Below are 19,364 nucleotides of genomic sequence, written 5' to 3' on the forward strand. Positions count from 1 at the left end.
TCCTTGTTCAGGACACGACGACGTGGACGGTGTTCTCCTCCACCAGCAGCGTGGTGTTGCCAAAGGTATAGACGTCGTAGCTGACACCGCCATGCAGCTGGTTGACGCCAGTGTCCACCGCCCCTTTCACCGTGAGCGTGTCATTGGTGTCGCCGGTGATCTGCAGGACGTTGTTGGCATCGGTGACCGCATCCACCTGGGCGGCGGTCAGGGTCAGGCTGCTGGGCGCGGCATCGCCCTTGCCCAGGCTGATCCGTTCGATGTTGGTCATGGTCCCGGTGAACAGCGAGCCGTAGGTCAGGTTGATGCCGCTGTCGAGGATCACCGTGTCGAAGCCCGCACCGCCGTCGACGCTCTTGAAGGTGGTCGACTGCAACTGGATGGTGTCGTTGCCGTCGCCGGCCTGGACGATGTCGCCCGTGCCCACGTGGAGGAACAGGTCCGCCCCGGCGTTGCCGTAGAAGTGCTCGGTGCCGCTGGTGCCCATCAGCACATCGGCGCCGGCGGTACCGGTGACGCTGATCTCGCCCAGCGCCAGGCTGAGGCCGGATCCGGTCAGCGAGATGCCATAGGTCGCGCTGGCATGGCCGGCGGCGTCGTAGGCGATCAGGTTGATGCTCAACTGGCTGCCCAGGTTGAGCAGTTGGGTGACCGACAAGCCCAGTTGCGCCAGCAGGTCCGGTGCCAGCAGGTTGATGGTGAAGTGACCGGTGCTGTCGACGATCGGGTGCAGTGCGACGTTGAGCAGTGGCGTGATGATCTCTACGCCCAGGCTGCCACCGGCGATGGCCGTGCCACTGAGCCCCAGCACCGGCGGCAACAGGCCGACGGCAAGACCGAGGTTGCCGATGGTGACGGTGTTCTGGGTCAGCACGTTCTCCAGGTTGATGCCCACCAGGTTGCCAACGTTTCCCGCGGCGTCGCGGGCGCCGACGGTGACGCTGGCATCCAGCAGTTGGTCCCAGCTCATGGTGGTGGCCAGCCCGCTGAGCAGGTCAAGGGACGCTAGGCCGGCATTGTTCGCCGATACCTCGGTGTGCGAGACCAGCCCGAGCAGCTTGGCGTCCACCAGCAGGGTGCTGCTGGGCTCGGCAGCGATGGTCAGCAGGTTGCCTACCAGCGACAGCACCGGGTTGGCCGGGGCAATGGTGTCGAGGGTGAAGCCGGCCGGCACGGCAGTCAGGCCGCCATTGACGTCGGCGGTGATGGTCGCCGCGCCCTGCGGGATCACTCCGACTCCCGCTGTTGGCAGCACCGTGATCAGCGCCACCCCGGCGAGGATTTCCGCCGCGGTGAGCACGTGGCCCTGGCTGTAGGTGTAGCCGCCGGGGCCGTTGTAGGTCAGGGTCAGGGTCTGCCCTGCCCGCGCCCCGGCGGTCAGCCCGACGCGCACCTGGATGCCGTCGGCCAGCTCGGCCTTGTTGATGTAGCCGTCGGCGGCTTCGGCGATGGTCAGGACCGGCCGGGTGAGGTCCGGCGCCTGGATCTGGATCGCCGTGCCGACGTTGCCGGCGGCGTCCGAGGCGTTGACCGTGAGCAGCTGCCCGGCGGTCAGCGCCGGGCTGAGGTTGACGGTGAAGTTGCCGCTGCCGTTGGCCTGCACGGTGATCGGGTTGGCGCTGTCGCCGTTAATGATCACCTTCACCGTGCTGTTGGCTTCGGCGATGCCGGTGAGCACAGTACCGCTGGCGTTGACGCTCAGGCCGCTGGGGGCGACCGGCGCCACGCTGTCCACACTGACGGTGGTGGCGACGCTGACATTGCCGGCGGCGTCCTTGGCGGTGACGCTGACCTGGGTGTTGTTGGCCAGCGCCGTGCCCGGCGCGAAGCTCCAGTGCCCGGTGGCGTCGGCGGTGACCTGGGCGATGATCGCGCCACCGACCTTGAGGATGACTGTCGAGCCGATCTCCGCGGTGCCACTGAGCACGCTGCCATTGCTCGGCGAGACCACCGGTGCGGTCGGCGCCACGGCATCCACCGTGACGCTGGCGGCGACGCTGGTGTTGCCCACGGCATCGCGGGCCACCACGCTGACCTGGGTGTTGTTGGCCAGCGCGCTGCCGGGGGTGAAGCTCCATTGCCCGAGGGCGTTGGCCGTCACCTGGCCGATCACGGTACCGCCCACGCTGAGGATCACGGTGGCGCCCGCCTCCGCGGTACCGGCCAGCAGCGTGCCATTGCTCGGATTGATCACCGGCAGCGGCGGCGCGACGGCATCCACGGTGGTGGTGGCGGCGACCACGCTGACGTTGCCGGCGGCGTCCTTGGCCACCACGCTGACCACCACGCCGTTGGCGATCGGGGTAGTCGGGGTGAAGGTCCAGGCGCCATTGGCGCCGGCAGTGACCTGACCGAGCAGCGCGCCATTGGCACCACTGATGATCACCGTCGAATTGGCCTCGGCCGTACCGCTGAAGGTGACGCCATTGCTGGCAGCGACGATGGGGGTGTTCGGCGGGATGCGGTCCACGGTGACGCTGGCGGCGACGCTGGTGTTGCCTGCCGCGTCCCTGGCCACCACGCTGACCACCACGCCATTGAGCAGCGCCGTGCCAGGGGTGTAGCTCCAGTGCCCGCTGGCATCGGCGGTAACCGTGGCGATGGGCACGCCAGCCACGCTGAGGATCACGCTGGCGCCGGCCTCGGCGGTACCGGCCAGGGCGCTGCCGTTGCTCGGTGTCACCACCGGCACGGTAGGCGCCACGGAGTCGATCACCATGACTGCGGCGGCACTGAGGTTGCCGCTGCCATCGCGGGCCACCACGTTCAGCACGGTGCCGTTGGCCAGCGGCGTGCCGGGCGTGAAGCTCCAGCTGCCGTCCACGCCGGCAACGACCTGGCCGATGGGCGCGCCAAGGCTGTTGGTGATGAGGATGGTGGCGTTGGCTTCGGCAGTGCCGCTGATGACCGTGCCGTTGCTCGGCGTGATCACCGGGATGGCCGGCAGCTCGCTGTCCACCACCACGCTGACCGAAGGCCCGACGTTACCGGCGGCATCCCGCGCGCTGACCGAGACCTGCAGGCCATCGGCGACTGCGACGCTGGGGACGTACTGCCAGTTGCCGTTGGCGTCGACCTTCACTTCAGCCAGGACGGTGGCGCCCACGCGCAGGATGATCGTCGAGTTGGCTTCCGCGGTACCGGCGAACACCGCGCCATCGCTGGCCATCAGCGTCGGCACCAGCGGAGCGATGGCGTCGACGACGACATTGGTCACGCCGCTGACGTTACCGGCGGCATCGGCCGCCGTGACGCTGACCTGAACACCATCCCCCAGCGCCGTACCGGGCGTGAAGCTCCAGTGCCCGCTGGCGTCCGCGGTGATCGCCGCAATCACGACGCTGCCCACCTTGAGGGTTATCGAAGCATTGGCTTCCGCAGTGCCGCTGATGATCGAGCCATTGCACGGGTCGACGACCGGCGGATTGGGCGCCAGGGCGTCGACCACGGTGCTGGCCGGGCCGCTGGTGTTGCCGGCAGCGTCCTGGGCCACGGCGTTCACCGTGGTGCCGTTGGCCAGCGCCGGACTTGGCGCGAACTGCCAGTGGCCGGTGCCATCGACCTGGGCGGTGCCGATCAGGTTGCCGTTGCCGTCGCGCAGGATGATCGTCGCGTTGATCTCGCCGGTGCCGGCCAGGGCAGTGCCATTGCTGGGCTGGATGGTCGGCGTCGGCGGCGCGACGCTGTCGACCACGGTGGAGGCCGAGAGGCTGGTGTTGCCGGCGGCATCCCGCGCGACGACATTGACCGTGGTGCCATTGGCCAGCGCCGTGGCCGGGTTGAAGGTCCAGTGGCCGGTACCGTCGGCGGTCACCTGGCCGATGGCGTTACCGTTGCCATCGGTGAGGATGACGGTGGAGCCGGCTTCGGCAGTGCCGAGCAGGTGCGCGCCGTTGGTGGGGTTGATGGTCGGCTGCGGCGGCGCGACCGAATCCACGGTGGTGCTGGCCGCACCACTGGAGTTGCCGGCGGCGTCCCGCGCCACGGCATTGACCAGGGTGCCGTTGGCCAGCTGGCTGCCCGGCGTGAAACTCCAGCGCCCGGCGCTGTCAGCCGTGACCTGGCCGATGGGATTGCCGTTGCCATCGGTGAGGATGACGGTGGCGTTGGCTTCGGCAGTGCCGGCCAGGACCGTGCCATTGCTCGGGTTGATGGTCGGCGGGTTGGGCGCGACATTGTCGATGGTGGTGTTGACCGCACCGCTGGTGTTGCCGGTAGCGTCACGCGCCACGGCGTTGACCACGGTGCCGTTGGCCAGCGGGCTGGTCGGCGTGAAGCTCCAGGCGCCGCTGCCATTGGCGGTGGTCTGGCCGATCACATTACCGTTGCTGTCGGTGAGCAGCACGGTGGCGTTGTTCTCGGCAGTACCGTGCAGCTCGGTGCCATTACTGGCGGCGATGGTCGGCGGCGGCGGCGCCACCGAATCGATGGTGGTGCTGACACTGCCGCTGGTGTTGCCGGCGGCATCCTTGGCGACGGCGTTGACCACCGTGCCATTGGCCAGCGCCGGGCTGACCGCCAGACTCCAGGCGCCATTGCTGTCGGCGCGCACCTGGCCGATGGCGTTGCCATTGCCGTCGCTGAGCAGCACCAGCGAGCCGGCTTCGGCACTGCCGGTAAGCAGCGTGCCGTTGCTCAGGTTGATGGTCGGGTTCGCCGGGGCGCTGTTGTCCACCAGGGTGTTGACCGAAGAACTCTGGTTGCCGGCGGCATCCACCGACATCGCGTTGACCTGGGTGCCATTGGCCAGCGGCGCGGCGGGCGTGAAGCTCCACTTGCCGTTGCCATCGACGGTGACCTGGCCGATGGGGTTGCCGTTGCCATCGGTGAGCACGATGCTCGAACCGATCTCGCCGGTGCCGCTGAGCACTGCGCCGTTGCTGGGCAGGATGGTCGGCGTGGTCGGTGCGGTGGTGTCCACCAGCGTGCTGGCCGGGCCGCTGGTGTTGCCGGCGGCATCCTGCGCCACCGCGTTCACCGTGGTTCCGCCGAGCAGCGGCGGGTTCGCGGTGAAGCTCCACTGGCCGGTGCTGGCATCGGCGACCACCTTGCCGATGAGGTTGCCGTTGCCGTCGGTGAGAATGACCGTGGCGCCGCCCTCGGCAGTGCCGGTCACGACATTGCCATTGCTCGCGTTGATCTGCGGGTTGGCCGGCGCCACGGCGTCGACGACTGCCGTGGCCGACGCGCTGGCGTTGCCGGCGGCATCCACCGCCACGGCATTGACCACTGTGCCGTTGGCCAGTGCGGTGGCAGGGGTGAAGCTCCAGTGGCCGCTGGCATCGACACTGACCTGGCCGATCGGGTTGCCGCTGCCGTCGGTGAGGATCAGCGTACTGCTCGCTTCGGCGCTGCCGCTGAGGACCTGGCCATTGCTCGGCTCGATGGTCGGCGCGTTCGGCGCCACGGCGTCGACGGTGATGGACGTCTCGCCACTGACCAGCGCACCTTCCACCACGACGGCGGATATCTGCGTGCCGTTGGCCAACGGTATCGTGGGCAGCCAGGCCCAGTGGCCGGATGCATCAGCATTGGTCTCGAACAGCGTTGCGCCGTTGCTGTCGAGAATCCGCACCAGCGCGTTGGCCTCGGCGGTCCCGCTGATAAGGGTGCCGTTGCTGGGATCGATGATCGGCGCGCTCGGCAGCGTGCTGTCGATGACCGTGACGGCCGGCGTGCTGACGTTGCCCGCCGCATCGCGGGCCACCGCCACCACCTCGCTGCCGTTGCCCAGAACGCTGCCGGGGGTGAAGCTCCAGTGCCCGTTGCCATCAGCGGTCGCCTGGCCGATGGGGTTGCCATTGCCATCGGAGAGCAGCACCGTGCTGCCCGCCTCCGCTGTGCCGGTCAGCACTTCGCCATTGCTGACGCTGATGCTGGGTGCGGGCGGAGGAAGCGCATCGATGGTGACCGGCGTGGCGACGCTGACGTTACCGGCGGCATCCTCGGCCACCACCTGCAACTGGTCGCCATTGCCTGGCTGCGGTGAGGGTGTGAGCGTCCAGCTGCCATTGGTATCGGCCTGGACGCGGCCCAGTTCGACGCCGCCAAGGCTGACGATCACCGTGCTGCCGGCCTCGGCCGTGCCGCTGAGTGCGCTGCCGTTGCTCGGCGCGACCACGGGCGCCGGCGGTGCCACCGCGTCGATGACGATCGAGGCCACCGGGCTGGCGTTGCCTGCCGCATCCTGGGCGACCACGTCGATGCGGGTGCCATCGGCCAGCGGCGGGTTCGGCACGAAGGTCCAGTTGCCACTGCCATCGGTGGTCGCCTGGCCGATCAGCACGTTATTGGCGTACACCAGGGTGATGGTGCTGCCGATCTCGGCGGTGCCGTGCAGTTCGATGCCGTTGCTCGGGTCGATGGTCGGGGTGATCGGCGGCGTCGAGTCGATCACCACACTGGCGCTGCCACTGGTATTGCCGGCGGCATCCTGCGCCACCGCGGTGACGGATGCGCCATTGGCGATCGGCGAGGCGCTGGTGAAGGTCCAGTGGCCATCGGCGTTGACCACCGCGCGGCCGATCTCGCCGCCGGGCCCACTGAGGATCACCGTGGCGCCAGCCTCGCCGGTGCCGCTGAAGGTGCTGCCGGCGCTCGGGTCGATCTGCGGAGCGGGCGGCGCGAGGCTGTCGACGCTGCCATTGACCACCGGCGTGGTATTGCCGGCGGCGTCGGTGGCCTGCACCGAGATGGCGCTGCCGTTGGCCAGCGGGGCGCCCGGCGTGTAGCTCCAGTGGCCGTTCTGGTCCACCACCACGCGCGCCACTTCGCTGCCGCCGACGCTGACGATGACGGTGCTGCCGATCTCGCCAGTACCGCCGAGCACCGTGCCATTGCTCGGATCGAGGGTCGGCGTGGTGGGCGCTGCGGCGTCGACGGTGAGTTGCACCGGCGCAGCCTGGTTGCCGGCGGCGTCACGGGCGACGATGGTCACCACGGTGCCGTCGGCCAATGCCTGGTTGGGGGTGAAGGTCCAGTTGCCGCCCGCTCCGACCACCAGTTGGCCAAGGGAGTTGCCGGCAGCGTCGGTGAACACCAGCGTGCTGCCCTCCTCCCCGGTGCCGGTAATGACGGCGCCGTTGCTGGGTGCTGCCACCGGCGCCGTGGGCGCGGTGCTGTCGACGATGGTGCTGGTGCCGTTGCTGGGGTTGCCGGCGGCATCGGTCGCCACCACGGTCACGCCGGTGCCATTGGGCAACGGTGTTGCCGGGGTGATGCTCCAATGGCCGCTGCCATCGGCCGTGGTTTGGCCGACCGGGTTGCCATTGCCATCGGTCACGGTGACGGTGCTGCCCGGCTCCGCGGTGCCGCTGATGCTGGTGCCATTGCTGGGATTCACCACCGGGTCGGCCGGCGGCGTGCTGTCCACGGTCACCGTGGTGGTGCCGCTGCGGTTACCCGCCGAGTCCACCGCGACGATGCTCAGCGTCGTGCCGTCGGGCAGCGGGCTGCTGGGCGTGTAACTCCAGGTGCCGTTGGCGCCCACCGGGACTTCAGCGATCACCTGGCCGTTGGCGGAGATCACCACCACCTGGGCGTTGGGCTCGGCGGTGCCACCCAACTCCGTACCGGAGCTGGGGGTGACCACCGGCGCAGCCGGCGGCTGGGCATCCACGGTGACGGCCGCCGTGATGCTGGAGTTGCCGGCGGCGTCCACCGCCTGCGCCGAAATCTGCGTGCCGTTGGGCAGCGCCGGCTGCGGCGCGAAGCTCCAGTGGCCGCTGCCGTCGGCGGTCACCTGGCCGATCACGTTGCCGCCCGCATCGCGCAGGATCACGGTGGCGCCCACCTCGGCGGTGCCGGTGAACAGCTGGCCGTTGCTCGGATCGATCACCGGCGTCGGCGGCGGCACCGAGTCCACCGTGGTACTGGCAATGGGGCTGGTGTTGCCCGCTGCATCGGTGGCGGTGACGTTAACCACGGTGCCGTCAGGCAGCGGCGCGGCGGGCGTGTAAGTCCACTGGCCGCTGCCATTGGCCGTGGTCTGGCCGATGGGGTTGCCGTTGCCATCGGTGAGGTTCACTGTCGAGCCGGCCTCGGCGCTGCCGCTCAGGCTGGCGCCGGTGCTGCCGTTGACGCTGGGCGGCGGCGGCGCGACGGCGTCCACCGTGCCATTGACCGGCACGCTCTGCTGGCCGTTCGACGGGTCGACCGCGACCACCTGGTACTGGGTGCCGTCGGGCAGCGGCGAATCGGGGGTGACCGTCCAGTGGCCATCGCCATCGGCGGTGGTCTGGCCGATCACGTTGCCATTGCTGTCACTGACAATGATCTCGTGGTTCGGCGCGGCGGTACCGCTGATGGTTTCGCCGTTGCTCGGTGTCGGGTTCGGTGGCGCGGTAAGGCTGTTGTCCACCGTGGTGGTGCTCTCCGCCCCGGTGTTGCCGGCCGCATCGCGCACCACGAAGTGCAGCACGAAGCCGCTGGGCAGGCGTTGGGCAAAGGTGAAGGTCCAGACGCCGTTGCTACCCACCGCCGCATCGCCCAGCCAGTCGCCCTGGGCGTCGAAGATCATCACGGTACTGCCCGGCTCGGCGGTGCCCGAGACCTGGTCGCCGTTGCTCGGGTCGGGATCGGCCATGCCCGGCGGCTGCGAGTCCACCACGGTCTGCGCCGGCTGGCTGGTGTTGCCGGCGGCGTCGGTGGCCGTGGCGCGCACCTGGGTGCCGTTGTCCAGCGGGCTGGCGGGGGTGAAGCTCCAGTGGCCGCTGCCGTCGGCGGTGACCTGGCCGATGGGGTTGCCGGCACCGTCGGTGAGGGTCACGCGGGCATTGGCCTCGGCGCTGCCTTCGAGCACGCTGCCGTTGCTGGCGTCGATGGTCGGCGCGGCGGGTGCCTGGTTGTCCACCGTGGTGCTCGCCGGGCCGCTCTGGTTACCGGTGGCATCGACGGCGACCGCCGATACCGGGGTGCCATTGGCCAGCGGCGTGGCCGGCGTGAAGCTCCATTGCCCGGTCACTGCGTCGGCCGTGACCTGGCCAATCACGTTGCCGGAGGCATCCTTGAGGATCACCGTGGCGCCGGCTTCCGCCGTGCCGGTGAAGGTCACGCCATTACTGGCGTTGAGCACCGGAGCGGCCGGCGCTGCGGAATCCACGATGACGCTGGCGGGGCCGCTGGTGTTGCCGGCGGCGTCCTGGGACACGGCGTTGACCACAGTGCCATTGGGCAGCGCGGTTGCCGGAGTGAAGCTCCAGTGGCCGCTGCCGTCGGTGGTGACGGTGCCCAGCGGGTTGCCGTTGCCATCGGTGAGGATCACCTTGGCGCCAGCCTCGGCGGTGCCGCTCACGGCGCTGCCATTGCTCAGGTTGACCACCGGCGCCGGTGGCGCCACAGCGTCAACGGTAGTGGTCACCGTCGCACTCTGCGCGGAGCCGCTGGTAGCCACTGCATTGATCACCGTGCCATTGGCCAGCGGCACGCCCGGAGTGAAGCTCCAGTGTCCGCTGCCATCGGCGGTGACCTGGCCGATGGGGTTGCCGTTGCCGTCGGTGAGAGTGACCGTTACCCCTGCCCCGGCAGTACCGCTGATGACCGAGCCGTTGCTCGGGTCCAGCACCGGTTGCGCGACGACACCCGAATCCACGGTGACCTGCGCTGGCTGGCTGACGTTGCCCACGGCGTCGGTCGCGGTGACTTTCACCACCGTGCCGTTGGGCAGCGGCGAGCTGAAGCTGAACTGCCACTGGCCGCTGCCATTGGCAGTGGTCTGGCCGATCACCTGGCCGGCAGCGTTGAGCAGCAGGACGGTGGCGCCGGCCTCGGCGCTACCGCTGAACAGCTCGCCGTTGCTCGGATTGATGGTCGGCGTACCGGGTGCCTGGGCATCCACAGTGGTCTGCGCGGCGCCGCTGGTGTTGCCGGCAGCGTCCTGCGCCACCACCTTGACGATGGTGCCATTGGCCAGCGCGGCACTGGGCGTGAAGCTCCAGTGGCCGCTGCCATCCGCCGTGGTCTGGCCGATGGCGACACCGGCACCGTTGGTGATGATCACCTTGGCATTGGCTTCCGCCGTGCCGCTGAGCACCTGGCCGTTGCTGGCTGCCACGGTCGGCGCATCCGGCGCAATGGCGTCGACGGTGACTTGGGCCGCCTGGCTTTCGGTACCGCTGCCATTCACCGCGGTGGCCTTGACCACCGTGCCGTTGGCCAGCGGCGCACCGAGGGTGAAGCTCCAGTGGCCGGAGCCGTCCGAATGGGTCACACCGATCAGGTTGCCGCTGGCATCGAGCACGCGGATGGTCAGGTTGGCCCCGGCAGTGCCGCTGACCACGCTGCCATTGCTCGGGTCGATCACCGGCGGCGCAACCACCGACGCATCCACCGTGGTGGTAGCCGCGCCGCTGGTATTGCCTGCTGCGTCGGTGGCGGTGGCGTTGACCACGCTGCCATTGGGCAGCGGGCTGCTCGGGGTGTAGGTCCAGTGGCCGGTGTTCGGATCGGCGGTGACCTGGCCGATGGGCTGCCCTGCCCCATTGGTCAGGGTCACGGTGCTGCCCGGCTCGGCGGTACCGTTGAGCACACTGCCGTTGCTCGCATCGATAGTCGGCGCAGCGGGCGCCTGGGCATCCACGGTGGTCTGCGCGGGCTGGCTGGTATTGCCGGCCGCGTCCTGTGCGACCACCTTCACCACCGTGCCATCGGGCAACGGCGCGCCCGGGGTGAAACTCCAGTGACCGTTGCCGTCAGCGTTGACCTCGCCGATGGGGTTGCCGTTACCGTCGGTGATGATCACCTTGGCGTTGGCCTCGGCGGTACCGATCAGTTGGTGGCCATTGCTGGCGTCCACCGTCGGCGCCGGCGGGGCCACGGAATCCACGGTGATCTGCGCAGGCTGGCTCTGGCCCCCCGCAGCATTCTCGGCGATGGCCTTCACCACGGTGCCGTTGGGCAGCGGCGATGCCGGGGTGAAGCTCCAGTGCCCGCTGCCGTCCGAGGTGGTCTGGCCAATGGGGTTGCCGTTGGCATCCTGCAGGATGATGGTCAGGTTGGCGCCAGCGGTGCCCTGGATCAGCGTCCCATTGCTGGGGTCGATCAGCGGTGCGGCAACGATGCTGGAATCGACGGTGACCGGGGTCGGCAGGCTGACGTTGCCGGCGGCGTCCATCGCTATGACGTTCATCTGCGTGCCGTTGGGTAGCGGCGTGGTCGGGGTGAAGCTCCACTGGCCGCTGCCATTGGCGGTCGCCTCGCCGATCAGATGGCCATTACCGTCCAGCAGACGGACGGTGGAATTGGGCTCGGCGTTGCCGCTGAACACTTCGCCGTTGCTCGGGTTGACCGTAGGCGCATTGGGCGCCACGGCATCGACGGTGGTCTGCACCGGCGCGCTGGTATTGCCGGCGGCGTCCTGGGCCACCACTTTCACCACGGTGCCATTGGCCAGCGGCGAGGAAGGCGCGAAGCTCCAGTGGCCGCTGCCGTCGGCTGTGGCCTGACCGATGGGATTGCCATTGCCGTCGGTGATGATCACCTTGGCATTGGCCTCGGCGGTGCCGGACAGGCTGTGGCCGTTGCTCAGCTCCACCGTGGGCGCCGGCGGCGCCACGCCGTCTACCGTGATGCTGGTGGGCCCACTGACGCCCTGCGGGCCGCGGGCGACCGCCGTCACCACGGTGCCGTCTGGCAGCGGCGTGAACGGAGTAACGCTCCAGCGGCCGTCGCCACCGACCACGGCAACGCCGATCAGCGTGCCCTGGGCGTTGCTCAGGTACACCGTGGTGCCCAGGGTACCGGTGCCCTGCAGCAGGTGGCCGTTGCTCGGGTCGATCACCGGAGCTGGCAGGTTCGCATTCGGCGCGTTGACATAGGCGATCTGGCTGGCATTGCCGGCGGCGTCGCGGACGATGATCGACACGATCTGCCCAGCCGGCAGCGGCGAGTTCAGGGTGATGCTGAAATGGCCATCCGGTCCCACCTGCACGGTGAGATCAGGCACGCCGTCGTTGTTCAGGTCGATGGACAGCGAGCTGCCCGCCTCCGCCACGCCGCTGAGGGTTTCGCCGTTGGCGCTGATCGCCAGGTCCTGGGCGGCAGCCGGCGGGCTGGTATCGGGCGCGCTGATCACGGTGGCCGCGCTGGTATTGCCGGCCGCATCGGTGGCGGTTACCGAGACACTCTGGCCGTCGTTCACCGGCGTTGGCAGGCTGATCTGGAAGTGCCCGTCGGAACCGGCGACACCGGTGGCATCGGCAATGCCATCGCCGTTGGTATCCACCTTCACGGTGGAACCCGGTTCGGCGCTGCCGCTGATGGTATGGCCATTGTCGGAGAGGGTCACATCGCTGGGCGCACCGGGTGCGCTGGTGTCCGGCGCGGTGACGCTGACACCGCTGCTGGACGAACCGCCATTGGGATTGCGCACGGTCACGGTAGCGTTTTCACCGTTGCTCAGCGGCGGATTGAGCGGGATCTGGAAGTGGCCGTTGCCATCGACCGGCGCGCTGTAGTCGGGTTTGCCATCGCCATTGACGTCCACTTCGACCGTGCTGCCCGGCTTGGCCTGTCCGCTGATCGAAGTGCCGTCCGGGCTGATGGTCACGCCGCTGGCCGGGTCGGGGGGCGGGTTGCTGCTGCCACCGCCGCCGCCACCTCCGCCACCGCCACTGCTGGCGATGGCGGCGCCACCTGCGATCACCGCTGCGCCGGCCAGGATGGTCCCGGCCACGCCCAGGCCGGCGATGCCACCGGCGGCCCCAGCGGCTCCCACTCCGGCGGCCGCTTCGGCACCGGTGAGCGACTCGAAACCGGCATCGATTGGCGCCTGGGCATAGGTGGGTACCAGCAGGCCGTCAGCGGCGACCTGGTCCAGTTCGGTCACCACCAGGTCACCGTTCTCGTCCACCAGGTAGAGCTGGCTGGGCGGCTGGCCCTCGGCGAAGAAGTTGGCGATGCGCACGGTCTCGCCATCCTTGAGCTGGACCAGCAGATCGGCGCCGACCTGCTGGTAGCTGGCGACCGCATCGGAGGTCACATTCAGGGCGACGTTGCTCGCCTGGTTGAGAACGATGCTGCCATTGACCGTCTGCTGGGTGCCCGTGGCCACCTGCACTTCAGACGCCACGACCTTCGCCTGGATCGCCATGCTCACTTCCCTCTGGCCAGTACAACCGTTGTTGTTTGTTTATGGCCTGAAAGAAATAGCAGCTTCTCCGAAGTGCGCCGGAAATGCGAAAAATCGACCTCGACGAAGGGTTTAGTAGAAAGGTAGTAATGCTCGGAATTACGGGAAAGTTCAGAAACTTTGGCGCAACGGCAGATAGCCGTGGCATTTCACGATCCAGTATTTATCGACAATTAATTGACAGCTAGCCGAGGCAGCGTCATTCCCGCGTTCAACTTTACACCAGGCAATTCTCTATTCGGATCACAACGTCCGACGGGCCATATGACAATATTCAGTCACAGGGGCGCTGATATCCGATAACTGACATGGGCGTAGGCAAAGGCTTACAAAATAACCGTTCGTCGGATATTTCGATCGGAGCTTTCCTGTCGGGCCAGTCAGCCATGGCAGAACGCCATCCTGCCGGCGATCCCCATGCCAGAGCGCAGCGGCAGATTGAAACGGGCAACCTGCAGCTGCGCAGGTAAATCCGTAGCTTTGCAGCCACCCCCTCAACGCACGAGATGCCTGCTCCCGGTCAATCCTTGCGATTGCGGGCGAAAAAGTGCTCTACGGAGTATTCGCAGCGCGGACCGTTAGTTGCAGTAATCCGGCAGCGGAATATCAGTGAAAGCGGTCCGGCGATTGGCAATAACCAGGATGACCAGGGGCCACGGAAGCCAAACCAAAGTTGGGGAGAAAGGCTGCGCTGTAACCGAGGAAGAATGATCCCGAAGCCGGCGGACGATATCCGGCCTCGGGATACACCCGATCAATAAGACAACTTACAGCGCCATATCACGGGAAGCCTTCTCCACGACTGGAGCGGCGGTAGCGGAGTTCACTGGCGCTGTCGACTCGATGGCCGGCGGCGGGTCCAGTTGCAGCACCTTGGCGGTATAGCTCCACTCCTCGAAGGTCTTCTCCGGGTTGTCGTTGAGCTTGCTGCCGTAGCTGGGAACGATCTGGTGCACCTTGGCCTGCCATTCGGGGGTGGCGAGCTTGTCCTTGAACACCTTCTCCAGCACGTTGAGCATGATCGGCGCGGCGGTGGAGGCGCCCGGCGAGGCGCCCAGCAGGCCGGCGATGCTGCCGTCTGCGGAAGCGACGATCTCGGTGCCGAGCTTCAGCACGCCGCCCTTGTCGGCGTCACGCTTGATGATCTGCACGCGCTGGCCGGCCTGCCACAGACGCCAGTCCTCGGCTTTGGCTTCCGGGAAGTACTCGCGCAGGGCGGCGAGGCGGTCATCGTCGGAGAGCATCAGCTGGCCGGCCAGGTATTCCACCAGCGGGTACTCGTCGATGCCCACGCGGGTCATCGGCCAGAAGTTGTGCGTGTTGGTGCTGGACAGCAGGTCGAGGTACGAACCTTCCTTGAGGAACTTGGTGGAGAAGGTGGCGAACGGCCCGAAGAGGATCACGCGCTTGCCGTCGAGCACGCGGGTGTCCAGGTGCGGCACGGACATCGGCGGCGCGCCGACCGAAGCCTTGCCGTAAGCCTTGGCCAGGTGCTGCTGGGCAATGGTCGGGTTCTCGGTGACCAGGAACGAACCACCCACCGGGAAGCCGGCGTATTCCTTGGCTTCCTCGATGCCGGATTTCTGCAGCAGACGCAGCGCGCCGCCGCCGGCGCCGATGAAGACGAACCTGGCGTCGGTCTCGCTGACGCTGCCGTCCTTGAGGTTCTTGTACTCGACGCGCCAGGTACCGTCGTCGTTGCGGGTGATGTCCTCGACTTCACTGGAGAGCTTCAGGCTGAAGTTCGGCTGGCTCTGCAGGTGCGCGGCGAACTGGCGGGTGATCTCGCCGAAGTTCACGTCGGTGCCGATGGGCGTCCAGGTGGCGGCGATCTTCTGCGCAGGGTCGCGGCCCTGCATCATCAGCGGCACCCACTTGGCGATCTGCGCCGGGTCTTCGGAGTACTGCATGCCGCGGAACAGCGGGCTCTGCTGCAGCGCTTCATAACGCTTCTTGAGGAAGGCGATGTTGTCGTCGCCCCAGACGAAGCTCATGTGCGGGGTGGTGTTGATGAACGAGCGCGGGTTCTTCAGTACGCCGTTCTGCACCTGCCAGGCCCAGAACTGCCGGGAGATCTGGAACGACTCGTTGATCTCCACCGCCTTGGCGATAGTGACGTTGCCGTCCTTGTCCTCGGGGGTGTAGTTCAGCTCGGCCAGGGCAGAGTGGCCGGTGCCGGCGTTGTTCCAGCCGTTGGAGCTTTCCTGGGCAACGCCGTCCAGGCGCTCGACCATCTCCATCGACCAGCCCGGTTCCAGCTCGTTGAGCCAGACGCCCAGGGTGGTGCTCATGATGCCGCCGCCGATCAGCAGCACGTCGACTTTCTTGGTTTCCGCGAACGCGGGCGCGCAATTCACTGCCAGAGCGAGGCCCAGCAGCGGCCCGCTAACTTTCTTGATCATCGAAAGGATTTCTCGTCGTTAGGGCTTGGCCTTTCCCACCAGCGTCATTCAGCGTGAAGGCCAGGCCCCACGCACGAAGCGCGAACGATGGGCAAGGCGACAGATGACGAGGATGAGTCGGGACTCAGTTCCCTCCTCCGCCGGCTCTGGGGCCTGCTTGATGGAATGAGGGACGTCCTGCGCAGAGAGGCTTTTGTTGTTGGAAGAATGCATGGTCTGCTGAAACGTTTGTGCATTCTATAGAAAGCCGCCTGTATCACCAACCATGGCAGTCAACTATCGACTGGCCGGTTCGCCTGCAAGCCGTTTCGTCTTGTTTCACTGCAGGCTTCCCGGCGTGCGTAGGAGCGGACTCCGTCCGCGATGGTCCGGCCGTGCTTCCTTCGCTTATCGGAGCGACGTTTGATCGATCGCGGACGGAGTCCGCTCCTACGTCCATGAGAAACCCGCTGCGCACCAAATCGTTACCGAAGCGCCCCATGACCTCGCATTCGTCTCCCTTGCCGTTACCGTTTCGCCCCATCGCACACCGGCTCCGACTCCACACTTTCTGCCCCCGCCTGCTCTATTTCGGCCAACTTGAATCATTTCGCCATCATTGGCACGGCACCTGCTTAATTGCATGCATGGATAATTGGATCCAAAAATCCACGAGGAACACCCCATGCGCCTGGTACCCGCTGCCCGCCCGCCGATGAGCGCCGAAGACGAGGCCTACGACTACCTCCTGCAGGCCATCTGCACCGGCCGCTACAGGACCGGCGACCGCCTGGTGGCCGAGGACATCGCCAGCGAGATCGGCATGAGCCGCATGCCGGTGCGCGGCGCCTTCAAGCGCCTGGATGCCGAGGGGCTGGTGACCCTGCGGCCGAACCGCGGCGCCATCGTCAGCGGCCTGAACATCGAGGAGATGCGCGAAGTCTTCGAGATGCGCAGCGCCCTGGAAGGCCTGGCCATCCGCATCGCCGTGCCGCAACTGACGGACCGCGATCTATCCCGCCTTGAGCGCATGCTCGACGAGATGGACGACTACCGCGACGACAGCGCCGAATGGGTCAGCCGCCACCGCGCCTTCCACGAGTACCTCTGCAGCCTCGCCAAGCGCCCGCGCCTGCTGCGCCAGATCACCGCGCTGTACTCGGTGATCGAGCCGCACATGCGCCTGTGGCTGCGGCACGTCGACAAGCCCATGAGCGCCCGCGAGGAGCACGCGGTGATCCTCGATGCCCTGCGCTCGGGCGATGCCCGCGAGGCCGAGCGGGTGATCTGCGACCACATCGAGGGGACGATTCCCTCGCTGGCGAAGTTTCTGGAGGCGCAAGCCACCTGAAAGCGTGCCACCCACGCGCCATCCACCCAAACGCAATCCACGAAGCAGCGAATCGAAGCAACGGGCGCCTAGACCCGTACTTCTGTGTCCCTGAACTGCCCCTGGCAACCCCACCCCGGAGAGCAACATGTTCGAACGCAGGATCCCGCAGTGCCTTCTCGCCCTTTGCCTGGCCGCCCCGCTGGCGCACGCCGAGGTGAAGATTCCCGATCGCTTGCAGAACGCCAGCAAGGTGACCTTCTGCGGCGGCATGGATTCCCCGCCCATGGGTTTCTATGACGCCAACCAGAAGCTCACCGGGGTCACCATCGACCTGGGCGAAGCCATCGCCAAGCGTCTGGGCGACAAGAAGATCGACTGGCGCATCACGCCGTTCTCCGGGCTGATCCCGGCGCTGCTGGCCGGCCAGTGCGACATGCTGGTGGACCAGCTGTTCGACAAGCCCGAACGGCGCGAAGTGATCGACATGGTCAACTACATGTACTCCAGTCAGGCCGTGGTGGTCGGCAAGGGCAACCCCGAGGGCATCCGCAGCCTGGACGATCTGTCCGGCAAGAAGGTCGCGGTGCTCAACGGCTCGACCATCCGTACCCTGCTGGACGCCCATAACGAGAAGCTGACCAAGGCCGGCAAGCCGCCGATGAAGGTGGTGGTCTACAACACCGACACCGACGCCTTCCAGTCCCTGCGCATCCGCCAGACCGACGCCTACGGCACCACCGTGGAAACCGCCGGCTACTACCAGAGCATGGCGCCGGACCTGTTCGAGATCGGCGTGCCGGCCTTCGCCCGCATCCTCACCGGCCTGGGCATCCGCAAGGAAGACAAGCAGCTCAGCGAGGCCGTCACCCAGATCATCAAGGACATGCAGGCCGACGGCAGCTACGCCGCGCTCCTGGCCAAATGGCACATCGAAGGCGACAAACTGGACTGAGGTAACGAGCCATGAACTTCAGTTGGGACGTTTTCTGGCAATACCTGCTGCGGCCGAGCGACATCTACCTCTACGGCCTCTGGCTGACGTGCGTGATCGCTGTCAGCGCGATGCTGCTGGGCTGCGTGCTCGGACTGCTGGCGGCGCTGATGCGCCTGTCGACCAACCCGCTGCTGCAGCACCCGGTGCGCTTCTACGTGTGGCTGATGCGCGGTACGCCGCTGCTGGTGCAGATCGTCTTCCTCTACACCGCACTGGCCGCCGGCGGCCTCTTCCGCTTCGAGGACCTGGACCTGGGGCTGTTCATCCTGCCCGGTAACATCCAGGCGGCGATCATCGCCCTGGGGCTCAACGAAGGCGCGTACATGGCCGAGATCATCCGCGCCGGCATCGGCGCGGTGGACAAGGGCCAGTACGAGGCCGGCAGGTCCCTGGGCATGACCTTCCCCAAGCTGATGCGCCGCATCGTGCTGCCCCAGGCCTTCCGCGTCATCGTTCCGCCGCTGGGCAACGAGTTCAACGTGATGCTGAAGAACACCACGCTGGTCAGCGTGATCGGCGTGCAGGAGCTGCTGCTGAGCACCCAGATGGTCACCTCGGCGACCTTCCGCGTGTTCGAGCTTTACCTCGTCGTGGCGATCTACTTCCTCGCCCTGACCACCCTGTGGGGCTTCTTCCAGCGCTGGCTGGAAGTGCGCTTCGGCAAATCCGACGGCCAGCCCGCGGCACCGAACCGGATGTTCGGCCGGCAGGCGATGAAACTGCTGAGGGGGCGTTGAAATGATCCCGGACATGAAAGACGTGGTGATCCAGGCCCGCGACGTGCACAAGGCCTTCGGCGAGCTGGAAATCCTCAAGGGCGTCTCCCTGGAAGTACGGCGTGGCGAAGTGGTGGTACTGATCGGCGCCTCCGGCTCGGGCAAGACCACCTTCATCCGCTGCATGAACCACCTGGAAGACATCCAGGGCGGCAGCATCCGCGTCAACGGAGAACTGATGGGCTACCGCGAGCGCCCCGACGGCAAGCTGGTGCGCGACTCGGAAAGCAACATCGCCCGCCGCCGTCGCGACATCGGCATGGTGTTCCAGCGTTTCAACCTGTTCCCGCACATGACCGTGCTGGAGAACATCATCGAAGCACCGACCCAGGTGCTCGGCGTGCCCCGAGGCGAGGCGCTGGACCAGGCACGCCGGCTCCTGGCACGGGTGCGCCTGTCGGACAAGGCCGAGCACTACCCCGGCCAGCTCTCCGGCGGCCAGCAGCAGCGCGTGGCCATCGCCCGCGCCCTGGCGATGAAGCCCCAGGCCATGCTCTTCGACGAACCCACCAGTGCGCTGGACCCGGAAACCGTCGGTGAAGTGCTGCAGGTGATGAAGGAGCTGGCCGACGAAGGCATGACCATGGTGGTGGTTACCCACGAAATGGGCTTCGCCCGCGAAGTGGCTGACCGCGTGGTGGTGCTGCACCAAGGCGAACTCATCGAGGAAGGCCCGCCAGCGCAGGTCTTCGGCAATCCGCATCACCCGCGCACGCGGGAATTCCTCAGCCGCGTTCTCTAGCAACGTCATTTG

6 protein-coding genes are annotated in these 19,364 nt (G+C 67.2%); 4 read left to right on the forward strand and 2 right to left on the reverse strand.

The window, feature by feature from the left end:
• Positions 1-7 precede the first annotated feature (7 nt).
• Positions 8-13,087 (reverse strand): Ig-like domain-containing protein, encoded by a 13,080-nt coding sequence (locus HNP46_RS27865; protein WP_184595508.1) that lies wholly within the window; start codon positions 13,085-13,087, stop codon positions 8-10.
• 806 nt (positions 13,088-13,893) lie between these two features.
• Positions 13,894-15,528 carry a malate dehydrogenase (quinone) gene (gene mqo / locus HNP46_RS27870; RefSeq protein WP_184595510.1) on the reverse strand — a complete coding sequence of 545 codons (1,635 nt, stop codon included), beginning with the start codon at positions 15,526-15,528 and terminating at the stop codon, positions 13,894-13,896.
• Between the two features lie 664 nt (positions 15,529-16,192).
• Here mqo and HNP46_RS27875 point away from each other — a divergent pair.
• The 4 genes from HNP46_RS27875 to HNP46_RS27890 all read left to right on the forward strand — a co-directional run bounded on the left by HNP46_RS27875 (position 16,193) and on the right by HNP46_RS27890 (position 19,352).
• Positions 16,193-16,858, forward strand: coding sequence for a GntR family transcriptional regulator (locus HNP46_RS27875; RefSeq protein WP_184595512.1), 666 nt, complete (start codon positions 16,193-16,195; stop codon positions 16,856-16,858).
• Positions 16,859-16,985: 127 nt separating this feature from the next.
• Complete coding sequence (locus tag HNP46_RS27880; protein WP_184595514.1) at positions 16,986-17,792, forward strand: ABC transporter substrate-binding protein; 807 nt, start codon at positions 16,986-16,988, stop codon at positions 17,790-17,792.
• A gap of 11 nt (positions 17,793-17,803) precedes the next feature.
• Positions 17,804-18,571 (forward strand): amino acid ABC transporter permease, encoded by a 768-nt coding sequence (locus HNP46_RS27885; RefSeq protein ID WP_184595516.1) that lies wholly within the window; start codon positions 17,804-17,806, stop codon positions 18,569-18,571.
• 1 nt (position 18,572) lies between these two features.
• Positions 18,573-19,352 carry an amino acid ABC transporter ATP-binding protein gene (locus HNP46_RS27890; protein ID WP_081518195.1) on the forward strand — a complete coding sequence of 260 codons (780 nt, stop codon included), beginning with the start codon at positions 18,573-18,575 and terminating at the stop codon, positions 19,350-19,352.
• Positions 19,353-19,364: the final 12 nt, after the last annotated feature.

It is taken from the genome of Pseudomonas nitroreducens (assembly GCF_014204515.1).
Classification (GTDB): Bacteria; Pseudomonadota; Gammaproteobacteria; order Pseudomonadales; family Pseudomonadaceae; genus Pseudomonas; species Pseudomonas nitritireducens_A.

Coding starts and splice junctions, on each gene's coding strand:
- HNP46_RS27865 (WP_184595508.1), bottom strand. CDS start 13,087: ATGGCGATCCAGGCGAAGGTCGTGGCGTCTGAAGTGCAGGTGGCCACG.
- mqo (WP_184595510.1), bottom strand. CDS start 15,528: ATGATCAAGAAAGTTAGCGGGCCGCTGCTGGGCCTCGCTCTGGCAGTG.
- HNP46_RS27875 (WP_184595512.1), top strand. CDS start 16,193: ATGCGCCTGGTACCCGCTGCCCGCCCGCCGATGAGCGCCGAAGACGAG.
- HNP46_RS27880 (WP_184595514.1), top strand. CDS start 16,986: ATGTTCGAACGCAGGATCCCGCAGTGCCTTCTCGCCCTTTGCCTGGCC.
- HNP46_RS27885 (WP_184595516.1), top strand. CDS start 17,804: ATGAACTTCAGTTGGGACGTTTTCTGGCAATACCTGCTGCGGCCGAGC.
- HNP46_RS27890 (WP_081518195.1), top strand. CDS start 18,573: ATGATCCCGGACATGAAAGACGTGGTGATCCAGGCCCGCGACGTGCAC.